At 70.2% G+C, this 22479-nt stretch carries 14 protein-coding genes; 5 read left to right on the top strand and 9 right to left on the bottom strand.

What is annotated here, in order from left to right; genetic code table 11:
• Positions 1–376 precede the first annotated feature (376 nt).
• Genes AC07CM_RS15390 through AC07CM_RS15375 form a run of 4 tightly spaced genes read left to right on the top strand, consistent with a single transcriptional unit; the run spans position 377 to position 8644 of the window.
• Positions 377–1930, top strand: a complete 1554-nt coding sequence (locus AC07CM_RS15390; RefSeq protein ID WP_478876875.1) for a TIGR02677 family protein — start codon at positions 377–379, stop codon at positions 1928–1930.
• Positions 1927–3243, top strand: a complete 1317-nt coding sequence (locus tag AC07CM_RS15385; protein WP_478876874.1) for a TIGR02678 family protein — start codon at positions 1927–1929, stop codon at positions 3241–3243. The genes AC07CM_RS15390 and AC07CM_RS15385 overlap by 4 nt, the downstream gene beginning before the upstream one ends.
• Positions 3240–7397, top strand: a complete 4158-nt coding sequence (locus tag AC07CM_RS15380; protein WP_478876873.1) for a TIGR02680 family protein — start codon at positions 3240–3242, stop codon at positions 7395–7397. Before AC07CM_RS15385 ends, AC07CM_RS15380 begins: the two co-directional genes overlap by 4 nt.
• Positions 7394–8644, top strand: coding sequence for a TIGR02679 family protein (locus AC07CM_RS15375; protein ID WP_478876872.1), 1251 nt, complete (start codon positions 7394–7396; stop codon positions 8642–8644). Before AC07CM_RS15380 ends, AC07CM_RS15375 begins: the two co-directional genes overlap by 4 nt.
• A gap of 949 nt (positions 8645–9593) precedes the next feature.
• Here the strand turns inward: AC07CM_RS15375 and AC07CM_RS15370 are convergent.
• The 6 genes from AC07CM_RS15370 to AC07CM_RS15345 all read right to left on the bottom strand — a co-directional run bounded on the left by AC07CM_RS15370 (position 9594) and on the right by AC07CM_RS15345 (position 16515).
• Positions 9594–10304, bottom strand: coding sequence for a hypothetical protein (locus AC07CM_RS15370; protein WP_478876871.1), 711 nt, complete (start codon positions 10302–10304; stop codon positions 9594–9596).
• A 131-nt stretch (positions 10305–10435) separates the two neighbouring features.
• A complete protein-coding gene (locus tag AC07CM_RS15365) occupies positions 10436–10789 on the bottom strand; it encodes a DoxX family protein (RefSeq protein ID WP_478876870.1) in 354 nt (117 codons plus the stop codon).
• Positions 10786–12819, bottom strand: a complete 2034-nt coding sequence (locus AC07CM_RS15360) for an acetoacetate--CoA ligase (RefSeq protein WP_478876869.1) — start codon at positions 12817–12819, stop codon at positions 10786–10788. The genes AC07CM_RS15365 and AC07CM_RS15360 overlap by 4 nt, the downstream gene beginning before the upstream one ends.
• Entirely contained in the window at positions 12816–14438 is a 1623-nt protein-coding gene (gene mhpA / locus AC07CM_RS15355; protein WP_478876868.1) for a bifunctional 3-(3-hydroxy-phenyl)propionate/3-hydroxycinnamic acid hydroxylase MhpA, read from the bottom strand. Before mhpA ends, AC07CM_RS15360 begins: the two co-directional genes overlap by 4 nt.
• Positions 14435–15373, bottom strand: coding sequence for a fumarylacetoacetate hydrolase family protein (locus AC07CM_RS15350; RefSeq protein WP_478876867.1), 939 nt, complete (start codon positions 15371–15373; stop codon positions 14435–14437). Before AC07CM_RS15350 ends, mhpA begins: the two co-directional genes overlap by 4 nt.
• A complete protein-coding gene (locus AC07CM_RS15345; protein ID WP_478876866.1) occupies positions 15370–16515 on the bottom strand; it encodes a VOC family protein in 1146 nt (381 codons plus the stop codon). The genes AC07CM_RS15350 and AC07CM_RS15345 overlap by 4 nt, the downstream gene beginning before the upstream one ends.
• A gap of 138 nt (positions 16516–16653) precedes the next feature.
• Here AC07CM_RS15345 and AC07CM_RS15340 point away from each other — a divergent pair, with 138 nt between their 5' ends.
• Positions 16654–17289, top strand: coding sequence for a TetR/AcrR family transcriptional regulator (locus AC07CM_RS15340; protein ID WP_478876865.1), 636 nt, complete (start codon positions 16654–16656; stop codon positions 17287–17289).
• On the opposite strand, the gene AC07CM_RS15335 is transcribed toward AC07CM_RS15340, so the two are convergent.
• The 3 genes from AC07CM_RS15335 to AC07CM_RS15325 all read right to left on the bottom strand — a co-directional run bounded on the left by AC07CM_RS15335 (position 17258) and on the right by AC07CM_RS15325 (position 22427).
• The gene (locus AC07CM_RS15335; protein ID WP_478876864.1) at positions 17258–17908 is read right to left on the bottom strand and encodes a TetR/AcrR family transcriptional regulator; all 651 of its coding nucleotides are present in this window, start codon (positions 17906–17908) and stop codon (positions 17258–17260) included. The two genes, AC07CM_RS15340 and AC07CM_RS15335, sit on opposite strands and share 32 nt — an antisense overlap.
• Positions 17909–18017: 109 nt before the next feature.
• Positions 18018–19064: a zinc-binding dehydrogenase gene (locus AC07CM_RS15330; RefSeq protein WP_478876863.1), complete on the bottom strand. Its 1047-nt coding sequence runs from the start codon at positions 19062–19064 to the stop codon at positions 18018–18020.
• A gap of 141 nt (positions 19065–19205) precedes the next feature.
• The gene (locus tag AC07CM_RS15325; RefSeq protein ID WP_478876862.1) at positions 19206–22427 is read right to left on the bottom strand and encodes a bifunctional cytochrome P450/NADPH--P450 reductase; all 3222 of its coding nucleotides are present in this window, start codon (positions 22425–22427) and stop codon (positions 19206–19208) included.
• Positions 22428–22479 lie beyond the last annotated feature (52 nt).

The following is a 22479-nucleotide window of genomic DNA, read 5'->3' as shown; positions in this document are numbered from 1 at the left end:
ATCCCGTTCTTGTGGGACCCGCTCGTTCAGCAGGATTGATTTGTATGCTTTCGCGAGACGGGGCAGCGGGTCCGCTCGGCGCGGAAATGGCGTCCCGAGAGCGCCTTCCCGTTTGGGCGGCAGGCAAGGTCCACATCGGCTACGGCGGTCTCTTCCCAACCAATACCCGCCCCTGTTTTCCCAGCGGTCACGGAACGCGCCGTCCGCGCCCCTCGCGCGCCCCTCGTGCGCACTGAGCCGGTCCTTTCGCCTCCAACAAGCTGTTTCTGCGGTGATCCGCCGTCCGCGTCCACAGCCACTCGCCCCTGAATGTCAGCGCCGCCCTCTACGGTGGAGATCCGGATGCCGTCGAGGCAGCGGGGGAGGGGCGACAGGCGTGCGCAGGGTGCCACCGGAGATGTTCCGGTTCACGACGGTGGAGAGGTCCGATCTGTACGGGGCGGTGCTGGACGTCTTCGGCATGGCCGGCGAGCACCTGGAGACGGCGCTCGGGCTCGACGCGGTGCGAGAGCGGCTGCGCGGGGTCGGCTGGGTGGCGGCGGTCGAGAATGAGGATCTGCATGAGGCGCTCAGGAGACTCGTGCAGTGGGAGCTCCTGGATGTGGTGCACAACCATGCGGAGAACTACCGCACGGCCGAGGAATATGAACGGCGCAACCTGCAGTATTCGCTGACCCGCCGGGGCGAGGCCGCTCTTGCCGGAGTGCGGCACGCGCTTGAGGTTCTCGCCTCCACGGGCGCGCTGCAGACGGCCGTGTTGGAGGCGATCGCCGACCGGCTCGACGAGCTGTGCATGCTCTCCGGTGAACCCGCGTCGGCTGATCGACGAATCTTCAGCACGCTGCGGGAGCTGGAGGGGCATCTGGACGCTCTGGTGGAGAACACCAAGGCGTTCAACGGCGAACTGCAGCGCCTCTTGCGTGCCGAGGGCGCGGATCTGGAGGTGTTCCGCGAGGTCAAGGCTGCCACGGTCGCGTATCTGCAGGAGTTCCTGGTCAACCTCGACCGGCGCGGGCAGGCGGTCGCCGCTGCCGTGGCTCGGGTGGAGGAGCGGGGGACCGCCGTACTGCACGAGCGGGCCCTGCGCGGGGCAGAGCTCCCGCCGGTGGCCGGTGAAAATCCCGCGGCCGGCTGGCTGGAGAGCAGGCGGGCGCGCTGGGCGGGCCTGCGTGCGTGGTTCCTGGCGGACGACGGTGCCCGGCCTCGGATCGAGCAGCTGCACGACATAGCCCGGCGGGCCATCGTCTCGCTCTTACAGGTTCTGGAGCGGATCAATGAGTCGAGGCGCCGCTCCTCCAGCGCCGTGCAGGATTTTCGGGAGCTGGCACGCTGGTTCGCGGCGGCCCCCGCGGAAGAGGACCTGCACCGGCTGTGGTCGGCGGCCTTCGGGCTCGGTTCGGCCCGCCATGCTCATCTCGCCCACTCCGACCCCGAGCTGATCCCATCGTCCCGTTCCTGGTCCGAGGCCCCACCGGTGGAGGTGTCGGCGTTGCTGCGGACCAGTGGGCGGACGGAGCGGTTCACTCGCACGGCCAAGGTGCGGGACGTTGCCGCTGTCAGGGCGGAGCGTGCCGAGCGGGCTCGCGCGGAGCGAGCGGAACTCGCACTCGCCTGGCAGGTGCTGGAGACAGAGGGAGCTGTTCGTCTGTCCACCTTCGGCGCGTTGGATCCCGCTGTCTTCGACCGTTTGCTCGACCTGTTTGGCCGTGCCCTGGCCGCCCGGCCGGACGCGAGCGGCTTGAGGCGCGCCACGACGGGAGACGGCCGGGTGGAGATCGCCCTGGCACCGCCTTGCGATGAGCGCACCGCCGTACTGCACACCGCGAAGGGCTCACTGACCGGACCGGACTACGTCGTCCACATCACCGCGGCGGGTGGAGCGAGCGTCTCCTCGGCCCTCCGCGCCACGTCGCAGGAGGCCGCAGGATGAGCACCCTCGCCAACCAGCTGGCCGCCGCGGAACGGGAGGAGGTCGCCCGCGCCATCCGTCTCCTCCTGGGCCGTCCCCTGCTTACCGAGACAGCCGACCCGACTGGCTTCGAACTGGTACGACGCCGTCGCGAGTCGCTTGCCCAGTGGTTCGACTACACCTGCGGCTGGAGCCTGGTGGTGGAGCCCCGCCGAGGTTACGCCCGCCTCACCAAGGTGCGCGCCAACCCGGACGGCTCCCGCCCGGCTCGTAGGGCGCGTTCCGGCCGGGCCCCGTTCGACCGTCTGCGATACGTGCTGCTGTGCGTGACCGCGGCCGAGTTGCTGTCGATGCCGATGACGACTATTGGCATGCTCGCCGACCGCGTCGTCCAGGCCACGGCGGCCGACCGGGCACTGGCCGCGTTCGACCCGGTCCACAAGCCGGAGCGGATGGCATTCGTCGATGTCCTGAAGCTGCTGGAGTCGTACGACGTGCTGCGCGCGATGGATGGTACGACCGAGGCGTACGTCGAGTCCGCGGAAGCCAAGGTCCTCTACCGCGTGGACACCACACTGCTGATGCGGTTGCCCGCCGCGCCCGTCGGCGCCTCCCGACTCGCCGTGCCCCCGGACGAGGTGCCCGCGCGGTTCGAGGAACTCCTCACCGGCCTGGTGCGGGAGCGCCGCTACGGCGGCGCGGTCGTCGACGGGACGGCCGACGAGACGCACAGCGGGAGCGCCGCCACTGATGTACAACGCAATTTGAGGCTGCGCCACTCGGTGTTGCGTCGCCTCTTCGACGACCCGGTGCTGCACCGGGCCGACCTCGCCGAGGACGAGCTGGCCTACATCTCGTCTCTGACTGGACGTCAGATCCTGCGTCGAGCGGTCGAACAGGCCGGCTTCCTCTTGGAGGAACGTGCGCAGGGCTTCCTGCTCGTGGACCCGGATGGGATCGCCACCGATGTCCGCTTCCCCGACGACACCTCCACTGCCAGGGTTGCCGCACTGCTCCTTCTGGAGCCGCTCTGCGCCACGCCCGCCGGAATGCTGCCCGAACAGCTTGCCGAGGCCGGAGCGGGTCTGCTGCGCCGCTTCCCGCGCTGGGCCAAGGCGTATCAGTCCGAGGACGGCGCGGTCCGGCTTTCCGACGACGCGGTACGCGTCCTGCGTGATGTCGGGCTCGTCCGCGCGGCCGGGGGCCGTGTCGTCGCATGCCCGGCCGCGTACCGCTATCGCCTGACGGAGACGACGAGTCCGGATCCTGATGACGAGCTGAGGGTGGGCGCCGTGGTTTCCGGTGGTGTTGCGGCAGAAGGGGACCAGCAGTGAGTGTGACAGAGCTTCCGGTTCCGCGGAGTCCGGAGTCCGCCGAGTCGCCTGCGACAACGGCGACGGCGGTGGATGCGGTCCGCAGCCGCTGGCAGCCGCACCGCGCGGGCATCCTCAACGTCTGGCGCTATTACGACGAGACCTTCACCTTCCATCAGGGCCGCCTGCTGCTCCGCGGCCAGAACGGTTCGGGCAAATCCAAGGCGCTTGAGCTTCTACTGCCCTTCCTCTTCGACGCCAGCCTGCGTCCCAACCGCCTGTCCACGTTCGGTGGTTCGGAACGCACCATGCACTGGAACCTGCTTGGCGAAGGCGCCGCCGGCAAGACCCGTGTCGGGTATGTGTGGATGGAGTTCCGTCGCGTCGGCGACGATGGCGCCGAGCGGTGGTTCGGCTGTGGTGCGCGTCTGCAGGCGAGCGTGCACACCAGCGGGGTCCACGCCGACTACTTCACCACCGGCTCCAGGATCGCCCACCCCGCCGGCGTGTTTCTCGTCAACGAGGCGGGACAGCCGCTGACACGCGCAGCGCTGGGCGAGGCCCTGCGCGACCGCGGCGACGTCCATGCCTCGGCCACCGACTACCGCACGGCCGTACGACGTGAATTGTTCGCCGGCATGGGGGAGCAGCGTTATGAGTCGCTGTTGTCCGCCCTGCTCCAGTTGCGCCAGCCCAAACTGTCCGAACGGCTCGATCCGTCCCTGCTCTCCACCCTGTTGTCCCGCGCCCTTCCCCCTCTGGGCGAAGGCGAGATCGCTGAACTCGCCGAAGGCTTCGAACGGCTGGACCGCCAGCGCGAACACCTCAAACGGCTCGACGACGAGGTGACAGCGGCAGAGACCGTCGCATCCCGGCAGCGCGCCTACGCACGACGGGTCCTGCGTGCCGGCTCGGCCGCGCTGATCTCGGCGACCACGGAGATGGACGACCTCACCCGTGCCGCCCGCCAGAGCGCCGAGGAACTCGAACAGGCGCTGACGGAACGGGAGTCCGCTCAGGCCCGGCGCGAGGAACAGGAACTGCGCGCGCACGCCCTGGAGGAGACCGTCGAGGGGCTGCGTGAGAGCGACGCGTACAAGCAGGGCGAGGAACTCGACCGGCTCCGCAGGCGTACGGAAGAAGCGGCAGCCGTCGCCGGGCGACAGCGTGCCACTGCGCAGGCCACTCGGATCAGCGCGGAGCAGGACCAGAGCTACGCCGACGAGGCGGCGGCTCAAGCCCGTACCTTCGACGAGCACGCGCGCGAAGCCGCCGAGGAAGCACGCCGGTCGGCACGGGCGGCGGGTATGGAGTCGATCCATCATGAGGTGAAGACGCTTCTCGACACGGATTCCGTACGAAACCTCGCAGACAGCCCGGGGCACGAAGCCGGTGGCCGTCGGCCCTTGGGTTCGGCCGGTACACACACGGCGGGCGAGAACGGGGCACGACAGGCCCGCAGGCTGCTGCGAGGTGCGGTCACCGCCCGACGCCAGCAGGTCGCCCTCATCACCGAGGCGATGGACGAGCACGATCGCGCGGTACGCGACCGAGGTGTCGCCGAGAGTCTGCTGGAGGACGCCCGTAGCCGGCTCGCGGAGGCGATCGCGCGGCGGGACGAGGCGTCCGAAGCCTGGGACGGTGCCCTTGCCGTGCAGGCAGAACGGCTGCTCGCCTGGGTCGGCGACTGCGCGGAACTGCGCATTGCCGACGCCGGGGAACTGGCGGCCAGAGCCGCGACCGAGGCCGAGGTGACGGCGTTGGTCGACGCCGCCGCACGCCCACTGGAACAAGAGATCGCCATAGCGGAGGCCACGGCGCGAGCGGCACGTCTGAAGCTGCGGGACGAGCGGAGCCGACTTGAGGAGGAAGTCCGACGGCTGAGCGACGAGACCGACCTTCCGCCTTCGCCCCCTCCCACCCGCACCACCGTCCGCACGGTGACGGTGGGCGCACCCCTGTGGCGACTGGTCGCCTTCCACGAAGATGTTCCGCTCTCCGTGCAGGCCGCAGTGGAGGCGGCGCTGGAGGCATCCGGCCTCCTGGATGCCTGGGTCAGCCCCTACGACGGGATCGTCCTGCCAGGGCACGACACCAGGGCCGAGGCGGCCCTGGCCGTGACCGCCTCGGGGCCCAGTCTGCTGGACGTGCTGAAACCCGAGGAGGACATCCCCGTCGCGGTCGACAGCGTGACCCGCATCCTCGCCGGTGTCGCGTACGGCACCTCACTGCCCGGCGGTCACCCCGCGGCCGTCTCCGCCGACGGCGCCTGGCGTCTCGCGCTCGCCACCGGAACGTGGAGCAAGCCGGAACCCGCTTACATCGGTGCCCTCGCGCGACAACGTGCCCGGCAGCGCAGGATCGGTGAACTGACCGAGCGCATCAGCGAGACGAACGCCTCCCTGGCTGCGCTCGACGACCAACTGGGTGGTCTCGGGGCTCGCCGCGCCCGACTGGACGCAGACCGCGCGGCTCGACCCGACCACCGGGAACTCGACGCCCGTCGCCGTGACTGGGACGGAGCCGAGGAGAAGGTGGCTGCCCGGGACGATGCCGTGCGCGACGCGGCTGCCCACCTGGCCCGGTGCGAGACCAAAGTGGCAGGCGCTCTGCGCACGCTCAGCCGTCGGGCGGCTGAACATGGACTGCCCACCGATCGCGACCGGTTGCATGAGCTCTCCTCCGACGGCGACAGGTTCAGGGACGCCGCCGACAGTTGGGTGGACGCCCGTCTCACCGCGACTGCCGCCGTCGACAGGGCTCGTCAGATCACCGCGCAGGCAGAGCGCTCGCGCCGAGCTGCCGAGGAGCAGTCCGAGAACGCCGCTGCCGCCGAAGCCGAGGCGGCGGGACTGAAGGCGCGCCTGGAGGCGGTGGAGTCCACCGTCGGCGAGGACTACCGGCAGATCGTCGCGCGCGTCGCCGAGGCGCGCGCCGAACTGCGACGCTTTCGTGAGGAGGCCGGCCGGGCGGCCGATCTCCTCCTGCGCCTGGAAGGCCGTATCGGAGGTCTGCGAGCAACCAGTGGTCAAGATGCCGAACGACGGGAGCGAGCCGTCGCCATCCGCGACTGCGCGGCGCACCGGTTCCGGCATCTGTGCTTGGTGGGGCTCGCGGAAGATGCGGGTATCACACCGGAACTCGACGCCGGAGACGGCGCGAAGGCCACTCTGGAGGCCGCCCGTGCCACAGCGGCGAAGTGGCCCGGCATCCCGCACGCCCCACGCAATCTGGGCGATGCCGCGACCCGCCTTTCCGAAGCGGTCCACGAAGCCCGCCAGCGCCTCGGTGCCCGTGCCGACCTGGATCTGGAGCCCGACGACGACATCCATCTGTTCACCGCCACCCTGGACGGCATGCGGGTGGGGGCGACGGGCCTGCTCACCACGCTCACGCAGGAGCGCGACCGCAGTAGTGACGACATCACCACCGCCGAGCGGAGCCTCTTCGACCAGATCCTCACCGGCGACATCCGCCGTCACCTCGCCGCACGCATCCGCCAGGCCGGCGAACTCGTCCACCGTATGAATGGGCATCTGGAGCGGGTTCGTACCGCCTCCAACGTCGCCGTCCAGCTCGTCTGGGACGTCCGTCCGGATCTCCCGGAAGGTACCCGCACCGCCCGTCAGCTGCTGCTCAAGGACCCCGGACGGGTCAACGAGACCGACCGGGAAGCTCTGCACGCTTTTTTCCGCGCTCGTATCGATGAGGCCAAGGGCAGCGACACGGCCGCGAGCTGGGAGGAGCAGCTCGGCGAGGTGCTCGACTACACGGCCTGGCACCGCTTCACCGTTCGCCTCGATCGGGCGAACGGGACCGGCTGGCAGCCGCTGACCAAGAAGCTGCACGGCGCACTCTCCGGCGGAGAGAAGGCAATCGTCCTGCACCTGCCACTGTTTGCGGCCGTTGCCGCCCACTACGAGGCCGTGCCGCTGGCACCCCGCCCCATCCTGCTCGACGAGGTCTTCGTCGGCGTGGACGCGGTCAACCGTGGACAGGTCTTCGCCCTGCTCACCGCACTCGACCTTGATCTCATGGTCACCTCCGACCACGAGTGGTGCACCTACGGCGAACTACCTGGCATCGCTGTCCACCAACTCCTCACCGACGGGGACGATGACGCTGTCACCAGCGCTCGCTTCGTCTGGAACGGCACCGATCTGGAGGCTGGATGACCCACTCCGACCCGGCCCCGGGTGAATGCACCCTGCGCCGTCCCGAGCTCCGCCCGCTCTGGCACACGGTCCACAGCCGACTGTCCTCCGGCCGCCCCGTCACACGGGTGCGCCTCGGACCGCTTGACGAAGCTCAGCGCGAGGCTCTCGCCGACCTTCTGGGTCTGGACCGTCTGCCGGATCCGCACCCCTCCGTCTCACTGGCCCGCCTGGAAGAGGCCGTCACCGAGCTGTCCGGCTTTTCGGTTCGTGAAACCGTCACCGAACTCGTAGGCCCCCTCGACGATCGCGCGACAGAACGACGCCGAAAGGAAGACGAACGTGCCGACCTGTGGGCATGGTTGGACGGCCATGCGACCGTGCGGGCCCAGCCCGCGCTTGCCGGCTGGGCCGCGTCGTGCCGAGCCAGCGGCCTGGTCGGTGGCTCACCGGAACTGACCCGAAACCTGCTCGCAGACGCGTTGACAGTGCTCGCGGAACTCCCGGCCCAGGCCGAGCCCCTGCCCGTCTTCGCTGCCCGGGTCCTGAAGGGTGACTCCCACGCACTCGACGACGGTACCCGCCTGTCCACACTCGTCCTTCGTGCTCTGGCGACTCTTCACGACACCGCCGCGCCGGAGTCCGCGGCGGACCGGCGCGCCCTGTGGACTCGCGCGGGCGTCGCCGACGACGACCTGTCGGCCACCGTTCTCGTCGGTGGACTACGTCCGGCCGGTGAAGGCCCGCTCGCCCGCGTGGCCCGTGTTTGTGCCGAGGTTGGTCAGGCCGCCAGTCTGACCCTCGCCCAGCTGCGGGCCCCGGGCGAGTTCACCCTCGCCTCCGATCCGGCACCCGTCGTCCACGCCGTGGAGAACCCCAGCATCCTGGCTCTGGCCGTACGTCGCTTCGGCCCGGACTGTCCTCCGCTGGTGTGCACGTCCGGCTGGCCCAACAGTGCGGCCATCCACCTCCTCCGCCTTCTCGCGGATCAGGGTGCCATCCTCCGTTACCACGGCGACTTCGACGGCGAAGGCATCCGCATCGCCGCCTATCTTCTGGACAAGACGCCGGCTCGACCCTGGCGCATGACGGCGGCGGACTACCGGGCCGTGGTCGCCCGCACACCGCACGGACCTGAGCCCGGCCGACTCACCGAGGCTCCCTGGGACCCAGAGCTGACCCGTGCCATGGCCGAACACGGTACCGCCGTGGTCGAGGAACTGGTGGCTAGCGTCCTGTTGGCGGACCTGACCGAAGCGACTGGTTGAGGAAGCTGGTCCGACCAGCCGTGACGCTCATTTGACGCTCTGGGCGCCCTCACGCTGCTCGGCGAGCTGAGAAAGCTCCTTCGACCTGGTCTTTTCCACGTCTTAGTCAGGCCGACATCTTTCCGATGACGTCGCACGTGGAGTGCGTGGCTATTTTGGAGCCTGCTGCAAAGGGGCTCTGACCTGCGAGTTCTCCTGGATTGCCGAGGTGTGGCGGGGGTGCTCGACCTGTTTTCCGAAGTCCACCGCGTGGTGGTTTCCGCAGGCGCGCCCCACGTGTCTCACCTGCGGTTTCGCGCAGCGGGGCGCGTGTGAGGAGCGCTCCGCCTCGACCCCGTGAGGGTGGTTGGGGAAGCGTTCTGACGCTCGTCCGACGCTGAATCTGGCAGAACCTCATGATGTTCGATCGGCCGGCCGCCGAGGCCCGAGGCGAAGGTCCCGGCCGACGCCCGCGGTCTCCATCTCGGCGGCGCGCTGATGGCGTAGAGGGCGTCGCACTCCGGGCAGACGTGGTCGAGGGCGCCCTGGCGGACCAGGGAGACCGTGGTTCGGTGATCGGCGAGGTGGCCGGCTACTCGGGCGTGGGCCCCTGGTGCTTCGGCACAATGACCGGTCGTACCGTCCGCGGCTACCGCGCGTGCTCCGCCCAGGGCGCCCGCCGCGTCTTCCACGTGCACAGCCTGCCGTCCCTCGGGCTTTCGCTCAAGCTGTTGGGCGCAGGTTCGAGGACCCGGTCTCCGCGCCGTCCGCCTGGTCAGCGACCTCATCCGGTGGCCGGAAGAACGCTTGGGGCGGGAACAGGAGCTGCGTCGCACGAAGCCTCATCGCCGCCTGGCCCCCAGGCGCAGCGGAAGCAGGCGTTGGTTACCCCGCTGCCACGTCCGTAAGACGTGCCCTCAGGCTGGGCGGACCCGATCAGCGGGAGCTTGCTCGGCTGGCGGGTGCTGCATCAGCTGCTCGTGCCGCCGTCGCCGTCGCCGTCGTCATCGGAAGAATGCCGCTGTCTCCTGCCGCCAGAAGCGGAGTCGTCTCCTTGTTCTTCCAACAGCTCAAGGAGCGCGGCATCCGCCCTTTTCTGATCTTCCTTCGTCAGCTCGACCGGCGCGTTGTTGTAGACGGTGTAGCGATCCGGATCGGTGATGTTGGCGGCCCGCAGGGTGAACGTCAGCAGGCGGCGCCACCCCTTGCGGTGGCCGACCCTTGCCTGCAGCTGGACCTTGTAGTCACGGGCTTCCGGTAGGAACCCGGAGAAGGGTGCCTCGAACTCGATGAAGAGTTGCTGCGCCTCTCTGCCGGGCACGACGAAGCCGGCCGGCAGCTTCGCATCCTCGTCCGGCCCCGGCTGGAGGCGAGACGGTGAGGACACCCACAGAAGCGGCAGGTGAGAAGCGGGCTCGTCGGGGAAGGTCAGGATGAGGTCCTGTACGACTATCGGCTTGGCGCCGGTGTTGTGAAGGACAAGCGGGAGCCGCAGGCGGGCGGTGGACGAGTGGATGATCGCTGCGAAGGCATGAGGCTCCCACGTCTTGAGGCGCCCCTGTCTGGCGTTGAGCCACCAGAACGACGCGACGGTGAAGAGCAATGCGCAGACCGACACCACACCGGCGCCTGTGAGCGATGAGGACGCGGCCTGATCGGTCGCGGCCACCAGCGGAACCACAGATTCAGTGTGTCAGCGCCAGCGTGGCTTCGCTAACAGGACTCAGGGGCCTCCGCCGCCGGCGCGCGGCAGCCGATGAGCACGACGGTCCTGCGTATCACTGGTGGCCGCGCTACACCGCTCGGCCCACGTCACGAGCCGACACCGGCAAGGAGCACGAGATACCAGGCGACCAGTGCGGCGCACACCATCGCTGGGACGAGTTTGGGCAGCTGGTCTCCCTTGCGCACGTGCGTGGTCACAGCACCGGCGAGCAGCATCAGCAGGCCGAGGCCGGCCAGCTCTCCGAACAGCGGCAGGACCGGGCCGAGGGCCACGCCGATGGCGCCTGCCAGCTCCAGCGCACCGATCACCCGGTAGGAGGCGGTGGTGAAGCCGGCGTGGGCGGCCAGCTTGGGCATCGGGCCCAGCGCCATGATCTTGGCCACGCCCAGCAAGGTGAAGATCAGCACGATCAGGCAGGCCAGGGCGGCGGAAATGCTCATGAGGCGTCCTTGACGGGGTGCGGGTGACGGGCCTGGCGGCGTTCGGCTCCCAGGTCGGCGAAGTAGGCGATGAGGTCCGGGTTGTCGACCGCCGAGGGATTGAGGACCTGTACGGCGGGCGCGCCCTGCAGGAGGCGCTTGACCGGGACCTCGAGTTTCTTGCCGGTCCTGGTGTGGGGGATGGCCGGCACGGCGAGGATCTCGTCAGGCACGTGGCGGGGCGAGGCGCTGGTGCGGACGGCGTCGCAGATCTTCTCGCGCAGGGCGTCGTCCAGCGTGACACCGGGTGCGGGGACGACGAACAGGGGCATCCAGTAGCCGCCGTCGGGTTCCTCCGCGCCGATGACGAGGGCCTCGGTGATCTCGGGGAGGCGTTCGACGATGTCGTGGATGTCGGCACTGCCCAGGCGTACGCCGTTGCGGTTGAGAGTGGCGTCGGAGCGGCCGTGGACGATCACCGAGCCGTGGGAGGTGTGGGTGATCCAGTCGCCGTGCCGCCACACGCCCGGATAGGCGCCGAAGTAGGCGTCGCGGTAGCGGCCGCCGTCGGGGTCGTTCCAGAAGTACAGCGGCATGGACGGCATCGGGCGGGTGACGACGATTTCGCCGACCTGGTCGACGACCGGCCGTCCCGCCTCGTCGTACGCCGCGAGCGCCACGCCGAGGTTGGGGGCGGACACCTCGCCCGCCCAGACGGGGGTCGTGGGTGCGCTGCCGGCGAAGGCGGAGACGACGTCGGTGCCGCCGCTGGTGGAGGCCAGCTGGATACCGGCGCCCACGTGGTCGCGGACCCAGGGATAGGCGGAGGCGGGCAGGGTGGAGCCGGTGCTGCCGATGGCCCGGATGGCCGAGAGGTCGTGCACGGCGGGTTCGATGCCCAGCTTGGCCATGGCCAGGAGGTACTGGGGGCTGGTGCCGAGGACGGTCACCTTGTGGCGGGCCGCCAGCTCCCACAGGATGTCCGGGCGTGCCACCGGCGCGGGGCTGCCGTCGTAGGTGCAGGTGGTGGCGCCGGTCAGCAGGGTGGAGACGACCAGGTTCCACATCATCCAGTGTGTGGTGGTGTACCACAGCAGGCGGTCCCCGACGCCAAGGTCGCAGTGCAGGGCGAGGATCTTGAGGTGTTCGAGCAGGACGCCGCCGTGGCCGTGGACGATGCCCTTGGGCAGGCCGGTGGTGCCGGAGGAGAAGACGATCCACAGGGGGTGGTCGAACGGCACGGGCGTGATGGTGAGGTATTCGGTGCGGGTTGCGGCGTCTTCCCAGGGCACCGTCAGGCTGGTGTGCTGGGTCTCGGGCCAGGTGAGGCCCAGGTGGTCCACGAGCACCGTGGCTTTCAGGGTGGGAAGGGCGTCGGCCAGTTCGAGGGAGGCTGCGCGGCGGTCGTGGCGGGTGTCATTGAAGAGGTAGCCGTCCGCCGTGATGAGCACCGTGGGTTCGAGCTGGGCGAAGCGGTCGGCGGCGGCCTTGGGCGCGTAGTCCTGGCCGCACACCGACCACACCGCGCCCAGGCTGGCTGTGGCGAGGAAGGCGATGACGGCGTGGGGGGTATTGGGCAGGTAGCCGACCACCCGGTCGTCTTGTCCGACGCCCAGGTCGCGCAGGGTGGCTGCGACGGAGGCGACCTGGGCGCGCAGCTGCCGGCCCGTGATCTCGTAGCCGGCTCCGGTCTCGTCCAGTGCAGTGATCGCGGGTGCGTCCGGGTGCAGGTTGCGCAGCGCGTGGTGGGTGTAGTTGAGGGTGGCGCCCGGGAACCAGCGGGCGCCGGGCATGGTCTCCTCGGCCAGTACCCGCTCGTACGGAGTGGCAGCGTCGATGCCGAAGTACTCCCACACTGCCGCCCAAAATCCCTCCAGGTCGGTGACGGACCAGTGGTGCAGGGCGGGGTAGTCGGTGGGGTCCTGGATCCCTTCGGCGCCGTGGTGTCGGGCGGCCCAGCGGGCGAAGTCCGCGATGCGGCTGCCGGCGGCCGTCTGCGGGTCGGGCGGCAGGAAGGGTTGCGGACGCGGCGTGGGGTGCTGGGTGGTCACGGTGCGGTGCTCCTCGGCAGGGGGGCGGGCCGGGCCTCGGTGGTACGGCGGGCTGTGTGGAGCAGGGAGGCCCAGGCGGTGGGGTCCGGGAAGTGGCCGGTCCCGGCGGGGACGGTGTCCATCACGACGCGGTCGGGGCGTAGCAGGGCGGCGTCCGCCCGGCCGCGCGCCAGCCAGGCGGCCAGCGTGCCGTCGTCCTCCAGGTCGTCGACGTGGATCGTGGGTGCGTCGAGTGCCGTGGCCACGGCCGTCATCTGCGGGGTGGGCGGCACAGCGGTCAGGAGGGCGAAGGAGTCTCCGAGGACGTCGTCCAGGCGTATTCGCCCGCCGTCGACGATCAGCCAGGGCTGCGGGCAGAAGGTGCCGGTCAGTCGACGGCTGATGAGCCCGGGGCGGCGCCGTACCAGGGGGCCGGCGGTCAGCGCGGGGCTGAGGTCGCGGCTCACCGCCGCGGTCACGCCTGGGACGCGGCATGCCGCGCCGACGACGGCCCGGCGCAGTGCCGCGCCGCGGTCCTGTCCACCGGTCATGGCCCAGCCCATGGCCACCGCGAGCCGGATCACATAGCGGGCGTGCGGTTTGCGCTCACGCTCGTAGGTGTCCAAAAGCCCTTCGTTTGCGCCCTGTTGGAGAACGCGGGCAAGCTTCCAGGTGAGGTTTCGGGCATCGCGCAGGCCCGCGCACAGGCCCTGGCCGATGAAGGGAGGCGTGAGGTGGGCCGCGTCGCCCAGCAGGAAGACGCGTCCTTGGCGCCACCGGTCGGCGAGGCGGGCCCTGAAGGTGTACTGCGCCTGCCGGATCACCTCGAAGTCGTCGGCCCCCGCGGCGCCGGACGGCACGTCCACCCAGGGGGCGACCAGCTCGCGCAGACGATGCCGGCCCTCCGGGCCGTCCAGGTGTACGTCGGCGGGCAGCCGGAACTCCCAGCGGTAGCGGTCCTCGCCGAGGCGCATGAAGGTCGCGGGCTGGGTCGGGCAGCAGATCTGCTCGACGCCCTCCCAGGTCCGCACCGGGCGGCTGGTGCGCACGTCGATGACCCGCCAGCTCTCCTCGAAGTGCAGGTCCTCCCATACGGCGCCGATGGCGTCCCGGGTGAGGCTGCCGGCGCCGTCGCAGCCGAGGACGGCATCGGCCCAGACGTGCTCGTCCTCGTCGCTGCCGTCGCGGCGGAAGGTGACCCGGACCGGAGCCGTCCCGTCGGTGTCCGGCGTGATCGACACGACCTCCACCCCGCCCCACAGCTCACACTCCCGGCGGCGCGCCAGGGCGGCGCGCAGCAGGCGCTCCAAGTCGGGCTGGTCGAACATGCTGGTCTGGGGGAAGCCGTGATGCCCGTCCTGGGATCGCGCGAATTCGGCGATCACGCGGTGCCGGGCGTCCAGCAGCCGCAGCCCGCGCGCCGGGCGGGCTAGGGCGGCGAATTCCTCGTGGACGCCGACGCTCTGCAAGATCCGGCGGACCTCGTCGTCCACGACGACAGCGCGCGGCAGGGGATAGACGTCCCGGTGGCGTTCCAGGACGAGGCTGGGCACTCCGTGCCGGGCCAGCAGGAGCGCGGCCGTGACGCCCACGGGCCCCGCGCCGATGATGACCACCGGTGTCCGGGATGCGGCGCTCACCTCGCGTCCGCCACAGCGGTCCGCTGCTCGCCCAGGTCGATGTGCCCGTCGGGGGTGGCGATCGTGGCGGTGACGAGGTCGCCGTCGCGCAGGTAGAGGGGATTCTTGGCCTGGCCGTTGAAGAACGCCTTCCACTTCAGCGCGGGCGGCAGCAGTGCGGCGATCTTCTCGACCGGCTTGGGCGGGGCCTTCAGGGCGGTGCCGCCGGGCGTGCCGGTGAGCAGCAGGTCGCCCGGGTCGAGGGTCTGGAAGCGGGCGAGCAGGGTGAGCGCCTGCGCCGGTCGCACGATCATGTCGGCGAGGGTGCGGTCCTGGCGCGGTACGCCGTTGACGTTCAGCCGCAGCCGCAGGTCGATCAGCCGGGCGAAGTCCTCAGGCTCCAGCAGGGCCAGGTACGGTCCCGTCGGTGTGAACGTCGGGTAGGACTTGCTCTCGTAGAACTGCGTCTTGGTCAGCTGGACGTCGCGGGCACTGACGTCGTTGGTGAGGACGAGTCCGGCGACATACGAAGGCAGGTCCCGCTCCTCCACGACAGTGCCCACGGGCAGCGGCGCGCCCATGACGAGGCCGAGTTCCACCTCGTAGTCGAGGAAGTTCACGTGCGCGGGACGGACGATCGTGTCGTGTGGCCCGCTGACCGAGCCGGACGCCTTGCGGAAGAAGGTGGGCGGTATGTCACCGGTGAAGCCCGAATCCTTGGCGTGGCTGCGGTAGTTGACCATCTGGGCCACCACCCGGCACGGGGTGGTGACCGGGGGCAGCGCCACCAGGTCGGCGACGGGCGTGCCCCTCTCGCCGGAGGCGGCGGCCTCCCGCACGGCGGCCCGGTCGGCGAGCAGTTCGGCGGTGGTGACCGCCTTGGTCTCGATGCGGACGGCGCGCTCGTCCCGGACGGCCCACCAGCCGTCGGGGGTGCGCAGAACGTTGGTGCTCATGAGCTCATCGCTTTCATCAGGCCCAGCAGGCGTGCGGGGTCGAGTTCGTTGTCGCCGCGCAGGGCCGTCATGACCTCGCGGAGCTTGGCGGGGGACGGGCTGGTGCCCAGGAAGTCACGGGTGACGGGCGGGCCCCACTGGGCCAGGCCGCTCGCCGACATCGGTGCCCATCCGGGTTCGAGGTCGCAGGAGAACAGGTCGCCGTCGGCGAAGTGCTCCAGCATGAAGCGGTCGGGGTCGCGCCAGTAGTCGAAGAGCTGGCTGCCCTGGATGTGCCGGCCGATCCCCCAGCTGCGCTGGTAGCCGCGCTCGGCCAGGTACTCCCCGCCAGCGGCGATCGCGTCGAGGTCGGTGACCTGGTAGGCGGAGTGGACGTAGCCGGTACCGGGACCCAGGTGCAGGGCGAGGGTGTGGTGGTCCACGGGCAGGCTGCCCTGGTCGCAGCGGATGAACGCCATGGTCGGCCCGCGCCCGCGCTGCCCGTCCAGGAACAGGAAGTCGGACACGATCATCCCGAGAGTGTCCAGGTACCAGTCCAGGGTGCGGGCGAACGTCCGTGTCTCCAGCACCACGTGGCCCAGGCGCTGGATGCGGGACGGCTCGCGGGGCGGGCGCTGGGTGGCGTTCGTACGGCGGGGTTCGGTGCCGGTGTTGAGGGTCAGCGGCGGCTGTTCGGGCAGCGCGGGCAGCGGTTCGGCGCAGTGCACCACCCGGACCGGGAGTCCCGAGGGATCGAACAGGGCGACCGACCGACCGCCGCCGGGGACGTCGACGTCCCGGACGGTGTGTCCGACGGCGGCGGCCAGCCGGTCCACATCGGCCCGCTCGGCCGCGCGGAACGCCGGCCCGAGGAAGCGGGAGGCGCGCCCACGCCGGATGACCATGCAGGGAGAGCCCGCGAACGTGCCGCGCAGCCAGAGTTCGTCCCGGGTGCGTGCGGCAACGGCGAAGCCGAAGTCGCGGGCGAACACCTCGGCCCGGTCCAGGTCGGGCTTCTCGAACTCCAGCCAGGCCAGGTCCGCCACCTTGATCACGGGGTTCCGGGAACGTCCGGGATGCTCGCCGCGCAGGGCGCCCTGCTCACTGTGCAGGTCTTGGTGGGGCGTCAGAGGACCGCCCTTGTTAACGGGGATGTGGGACATGGTGTCCTCCAGGCAACACTGCTGTAATGAGGAAATCATCAACTCTGCCGTTTCTCGTCGTCAATAGAGACGGCGCAAATATTTGAGGATCTCATCAGTAATGGCAGAGTCATCGTGGCGGCGGTTACACTGGGCTGCATGTCGACGTCAGCCCCGCCCAAGAACCGCTTCGAGCGGCGCCGCGCCGAAACCCGTCAGGCCCTCGTCCGCGCGGCCCGGCAGATCCTCGCGGAGACCGGGGACACCAGCGCCAGCATCCAGGCCATCGCCGAGCGCGCGGACGTCGGTTTCGGGTCCTTCTACAACCACTTCGAGTCCAAGACGGAGCTGTTCGACGCCGCGGTGACGGACGCCCTGGAGGAGTTCGGGCAGGTCATCGACGGGCGCGTGGAAGGCATCGACGACCCGGCCGAGCTGGTCGCGGCCGGCTTCCGGCTGACCGCCCGGATGGCCGACTCCCACCCGGAACTCATGCGGATCCTGCGTGACCGCGGCCTGTCCCACATCCACTCCGACCGCGGCCTCTCCCCGCGCGCCCTGCGCGACCTGGAGGTCGGTATCGCCTCGGGCCGCTTCACCTGCGGCAACGCGACGACCGCGCTGTCCGCCCTGGGCGGCACCCTGCTGTCCCTCGTGGCTCTCCGGCTGGACCGCCCGGACCTCGACGGCGACGAGGCCGCCTCCGACCTGGCCGAGATGGTCCTGCGCATGCTCGGCGTCCCCCCGGACGACGCCCATGAGGTCACCCGGCGCCGGCTGCCCGAATCCGCCTGACCACGTCCTGCACCTGGAGCGCAGCCGCCTGTGGTGCCACGCCGGCGGCTACGAGGAACGCAGTCGATGCAGCCTCACCCGTGGGGTCCGCCCACGGGCACACGGCGTCCTCCTCGGCGAGCGCCAGCACCAGTGCCTCCAGTGCCTGAGCGAGTACGGGTGCTGGAAGATGGTCCGCGAAGACGCCTTCGCGCTGACCACGTCGTAGCGTCGCGACGGCCTCTTCGCGGGACGGCGCCAGGGTGGCGCGGAACGCCTCCTCGCCCGGATGACGCCGCCCCAAGGCGATGAGCATGCGGTAGTGATCGCCCACCGCCCATGCCGCCGGCACCATCCGCGTCATCCCCTCGATCGGGTCGGCATCCGTGGTACAGGCTGTGGCGAACGCCTGCCGGAGTTCATCGCCTGCTTCCTGAGTCAGGTCGGCGATCAGCGCATGTCGGCTGGGGAAGTGTCCGTAGAAGGTACGCCGGGCGACGCCGGCCGCCTCGGCGATGCCGTCGAGACTCGCGTCGGGGTCCTCCCGCAGTCTCTGCCTTGCGGCCGCGAGGATGCCTCTGCGGTTGGAATGAGTATCCCTGCGCTGCGGAGTACGGCCCAGAGTGTCGGTCGTCTGCATGGCTTCTGTCTCTCCACGGTTGCCGGAAAGCCGTGGGCGCCGGTGCTCCCTCACGCACCGGCGCCCACTCACCCCTGCCCAGGGTGGCTTGATGTCCTGCTGACAGGCGTCAGGGGACGAGGATGAGGCGGATCGGGTCGCCGATCTTGTTCTCCAGACGGCTGACCGCGTTTGCCGCGTCCACCAGCGAGATGTGGTCCGTGATGGACGGAGCCAGGTCGAGGCGACCCGCCGCGGTCAGCCGCACCAGCTCGGAGACCGACTCGGGGCTGCCGCCGTAGTGGCCACGGACCTGCTTGCACATGTAGTTGAAGGTCAGGCCCTCGGTGATGGTGAGCGGCCTGGGCGTGATGCCCACCAGGATCAGGGAGCCGCCCAGGCCGAGCACGGAGGCGGCCTGCTCGCGGACGGCGGGTACGCCGGCGCAGTCGAAGGCGAAGTCCAGGCCCCGTCCGTCGGTGGCCGCGCGTACCTGGTCGGCGAAGTCGGGGGCGGCCGGGTCCAGGGCGTAGTCGGCGCCGAAGGCCAGGGCGCGTTCGCGGGCGCTGGGCAGCGGGTCGACGGCGATGATCGGGGCGGCGCCGACCAGGCGGGCGAGGCGTACGTTGTGGGCGCCGACTCCGCCTACGCCCCAGATGCCGACGGACTGGGCGGGACGGACACCTGCGGTGGTGACGACGGCGGCGTAGGGGGTGGAGACCGCGTCGGGGATGATCGCCGCCTGGTCGAAGGGGAGGTTGTCGGGGATGGGGATGAGGGTGTCCTCGCGGGCGATCACGTACTCGGCCCAGCCGCCGTCGTAGTCGATGCCGGCGGTGAGCATCTGGGTGCAGGGGCGGCGGCGCACGCATCCGGCGCACTTGCCGCAGGTCTTGCCGGCTTCCAGGGTGACGCGGGTGCCGACGGGCAGGCCCCGCTTGAGGTCGGGGCCGAGTGTGTGGACCACACCGGAGACCTCGTGGCCGACGGTGACCGTGTCGGAGGTGGCGAACAGCGGGACGAGGGAGCCGTCGATCAGGTGGACGTCCGAGAGACAGACGCCCGCGGCCTTCACCTCGACGAGGACCTCGCCCGGGCCCGGCACGGGGATGGGGACCTCCTCCACGGCGAACTTCTTGCTGTCCAGGTGGAAGCGTCCGGCGAGCATGGTGTCCATGAAGATCTGCTTTCTGTGACCGGCACCGCCCGGTGGTCCGGGACTTGGGTGCCATGGGGTGTCCGAATGGCCTGTGGTGGCCGGGAGGCGTGCGGGGAGTGGCAGGACGGGGCGCCGCACGCCTCCCGGCGTCTGGGGGGATCAGGCGAAGACGTCCTGCTGGTAGCGCTCGTCGGCCTCGAGCTGGGCGAGCCACTGCTGGGCGGTCTCGTCGTCGCAGCCGGTCTTCTGGCGGTGGATGGCGGCCAGGGCCTCGCGGACGGCGGGTGCCATACGGCGGCCGTCTCCGCAGACGTAGATGTACGCGCCGTCCTCGATGGTCTGCCACACCGTGTCGGCGGCATGGGCGATGGCGTTCTGCACGAACCGGGCGGGGTGGCCGGTCACCGCGGAGAAGGCGGTGTGGATCTGTGCGATCCCGGCCTGCTCCCAGTCCTGCATCTGCTGGCGGTAGAAGTAGTCGTGCTCCGGGTGGCGGCAGCCGACGAAGACCTGTGACAGGCCGACCTCGGTGCCGTTCGCGTGCTGCCAGGCCCGCTCCTCCAGGAAGCCGCGCAGCGGCGCGATGCCGGTGCCGGGGCCGATGAGGATCAGCGGAGTGGCGGGGTCGGCGGGCGGGGCGAACGTCGGGGAGGGCACGCGGACGTAGCCGTAGACGACGTCTCCGGGCTCCAGGCCCGCGATGTAGGAGGAGCAGGTGCCGCGGTACTGGCCGTCGCCGGACAGGGCCGGGCCCTCCAGCAGGCCGACGGTCAGGCGCACATGGCGCGGGTTGGCCGACGGGGCGGAGGAGATGGAGTAGAAGCGGGGACGGATCGGGCCCATCATCTCCAGGAACACCGCCAGCGGCAGCTCGACCGCGGGGAAGCGCTCCAGCAGGCCCAGCACCGAGACCCGCTTGCCGAGGATCTCCTTGCTGTAGCGCTCCTCGGCCTCCTCCGTGTCGGCGGTGTACGCCTGGAGCTGCGGCCGGGTCCACGGGCACTGGGTGTACTCGGCCAGGGTCTGGATCTGGGAGCGGGTGGCCACGTCCTGCAGTTCCAGGAACTCGGTGAGCAGGATGCCGGCAGTGACCGGGGTGCCTACCGGCAGGTGGGTGCGGCCACCGGCCGGCTGGTCGAGCCGGAGCACCTGGTCGTAGTCGACACCGAGCCGCCTGAGTGCGCGCTCCACCAGGGCGAGTTCGTTCTTGGCGAAGACGGCCAGGTGGTTGCCGGTGTCGTAGGTGACGTCGTCGGGCAGCTCGAAGGTGATGGACTTCGCGGACGGGCGCGGCGGCTCGATGCTGAAGTCCCACAGGCCGGTCGCGTCGGCCACGAGCTCCTCGTTGGCCACCACCGTGAGCGGGTACGCCTGCTCGGAGACGATGGCGGGACGCACGTCGGACTCGGTGAGCAGCTGGACCTCGTAGCGGGGGCCGCTCGCCTGGGAGGTGTCGGCGGCGTACTCCTCGGCCAGGGTGGCCCACAGGTTGTCCATCCACCGCGTGGCCATGCCGTCGAAGTCACCGGCGGCGTCCGCGATGCCGCGCTCGACGACCGGGGTGGCGCCGGCGGCCAGCAGACCTTCCTCGATCCGCCTGGGGAATGCCTGGTAGGTGGCCACCCACTGGGTGTTGCCGGCGCCCAGCAGCGCGAACCGCACGTTCGCCAGCGCGCCCTCCGGCAGTCCGTCCGCGAGCAGGTCGTCGAAGCGCTGGGCGTTGTCGGGGGCCTTGCCGTTGTAGCTGGCGGCGACGACGGCGAGCAGGCCCTCGGTGGGCAGGTTGTCGCCCAGATCGTCCAGGCTCACCAGGGTGGTGCCGAAGCCGGAACGCTCGCTGCGGTCGGCGATGGTGCGCGCCAGGTCCTCGCAGGAGCCGAGGCTGGAGCCGTAGGCGACGGTCAGGTTGACCCCGACGCCGCTGACCGAGGCCGGCGCCTGCGTGTCGCCGGTCTGCAGGTCCGCGGCGCCGAAGACGGTCCGCTCGTGCTCCTGACGGCGACGGACGATCAGCTCGAAGTTGCCGGGCTTGCGCGTCAGCGCCTCCCGCACGTCCATCTTGTAGTCGCTGGTGTCCGAAAGCTTGAACTTCTGCAGCACCAGCGCAAGGGCGAGGCGGGCCTCGGTGAGCGCGAACTGCCGGCCGATGCAGGCACGCACGCCGTTGCCGAACGGCTTGTAGGCGTGCGGGTGCTGCTGAGCCCGCTTTTCCGGCAGCCACCGGTCGATGTCGAACTCGTCCGGACGCTCCCACGCGTTGGGGTGGGTGTGCAGCGGGGCCTCGAGGATGTTGACCCGCGTGCCCTTCTTGAGCATGTAGCGGCCACCGATGACGGTGTCCTCCAGCGGGGCCTTGCCGAACGCCGGGATCGGAGCCCACAGGCGCAGGGTCTCGTCCAGGACCCGCGGGATCACGTCCAGCTGCATGATCGTGTCGTAGTCCGGCACGGTGTTGCCGGGCATCAGGCGGTCCACCTCGGCGTACGCCTGGGCCAGGACGTGCGGGTTGCGCATCAGCGAGTACGTGGCGAACGACAGCAGGCCGCTGGTGGTCTCGTGACCGGCGATCAGGAACGTCAGCACCTGGTCGCGGACGTTGTCGTCTGCCAGCAGCTTGCCGGTCTCCGGGTCGGTGGCCTCCAGCATCAGGCCCAGCAGGTCGTCCTCACCGGTGCCCTTCCCGTCGCGGCGCTCCTTGATCACGCTCTCGACCAGGTCCTGCATCAGCCGGATGTTGTCGCGGTACTTCCGGTCGTCCGCCTTGCGGAGCTTGGTCATCATCGGCAGCTCCTGGGAGCGCCGCAGCGACTCCACCAGCGCGCCCAGCAGTGCGTTGAGGAAGGGGTGCAGCTCCTCCTTGTCGAACGACTGGAATCGGTAGCCGAATCCCGACAGAGCGATCGTGTCGAGCGTCAGGCGGGTGTAGTCGTCGGTGATGTTGACCGGCTGCCCTTCCCTGCGCTCCCACTTGCCCGCCAGGTTCTGGGCGATTTCCAGCATCTGCCCGAAGTACGCCTTCATGGCCCGCTGGCTGAACGCCGGCAGCAGGACACGGTGGGCCATGCCCCATTCCTCTTCGTACTGGTGGGCGGTGAACAGGCCCGCCCCCGCGAAGTCCCGGACGTGCTGCAGCGGCGTCTTGTCGATCTGCTTGAAGAACCGCGTCTCGTCGCAGACCTCGGCCACCAGGTCGGGGTCGTAGACGAAGACCTGCTCGATGCCGGCGATGTCCATGCCGTAGATGCCCTCGGGGAACTGCTTGGACAGCTCACCGAAGTACTCCACCGGATTGGTGTCGGGGATCTGCGGCGTGTTGCCGAGGAGGGGGATCCCACGAGGGGACCGGATGGGGCGAAGGTCGTTCGCGGAGTGCGTTGTCATGGCTTGCTCCTCTGCGTGGAGGGGGATGGGCAAGGGCGCGCTGCGCAGGTCG

It is taken from the genome of Streptomyces sp. NPDC044061, from assembly GCF_056434305.1.
The sequence above is the reverse complement of the archived record's forward strand: the minus strand, read 5'-3'. Positions and strand labels throughout refer to the sequence as shown.

Bases quoted from the DNA above. Each gene is read 5' to 3' on its own strand.
- AC07CM_RS15385 (WP_478876874.1), top strand. From the start codon at position 1,927: ATGAGCACCCTCGCCAACCAGCTGGCCGCCGCGGAACGGGAGGAGGTC.
- AC07CM_RS15375 (WP_478876872.1), top strand. From the start codon at position 7,394: ATGACCCACTCCGACCCGGCCCCGGGTGAATGCACCCTGCGCCGTCCC.
- AC07CM_RS15365 (WP_478876870.1), bottom strand. From the start codon at position 10,789: ATGAGCATTTCCGCCGCCCTGGCCTGCCTGATCGTGCTGATCTTCACC.
- AC07CM_RS15350 (WP_478876867.1), bottom strand. From the start codon at position 15,373: ATGAGCACCAACGTTCTGCGCACCCCCGACGGCTGGTGGGCCGTCCGG.
- AC07CM_RS15345 (WP_478876866.1), bottom strand. From the start codon at position 16,515: ATGTCCCACATCCCCGTTAACAAGGGCGGTCCTCTGACGCCCCACCAA.
- AC07CM_RS15340 (WP_478876865.1), top strand. From the start codon at position 16,654: ATGTCGACGTCAGCCCCGCCCAAGAACCGCTTCGAGCGGCGCCGCGCC.
- AC07CM_RS15335 (WP_478876864.1), bottom strand. From the start codon at position 17,908: ATGCAGACGACCGACACTCTGGGCCGTACTCCGCAGCGCAGGGATACT.
- AC07CM_RS15330 (WP_478876863.1), bottom strand. From the start codon at position 19,064: ATGGACACCATGCTCGCCGGACGCTTCCACCTGGACAGCAAGAAGTTC.
- AC07CM_RS15325 (WP_478876862.1), bottom strand. From the start codon at position 22,427: ATGACAACGCACTCCGCGAACGACCTTCGCCCCATCCGGTCCCCTCGT.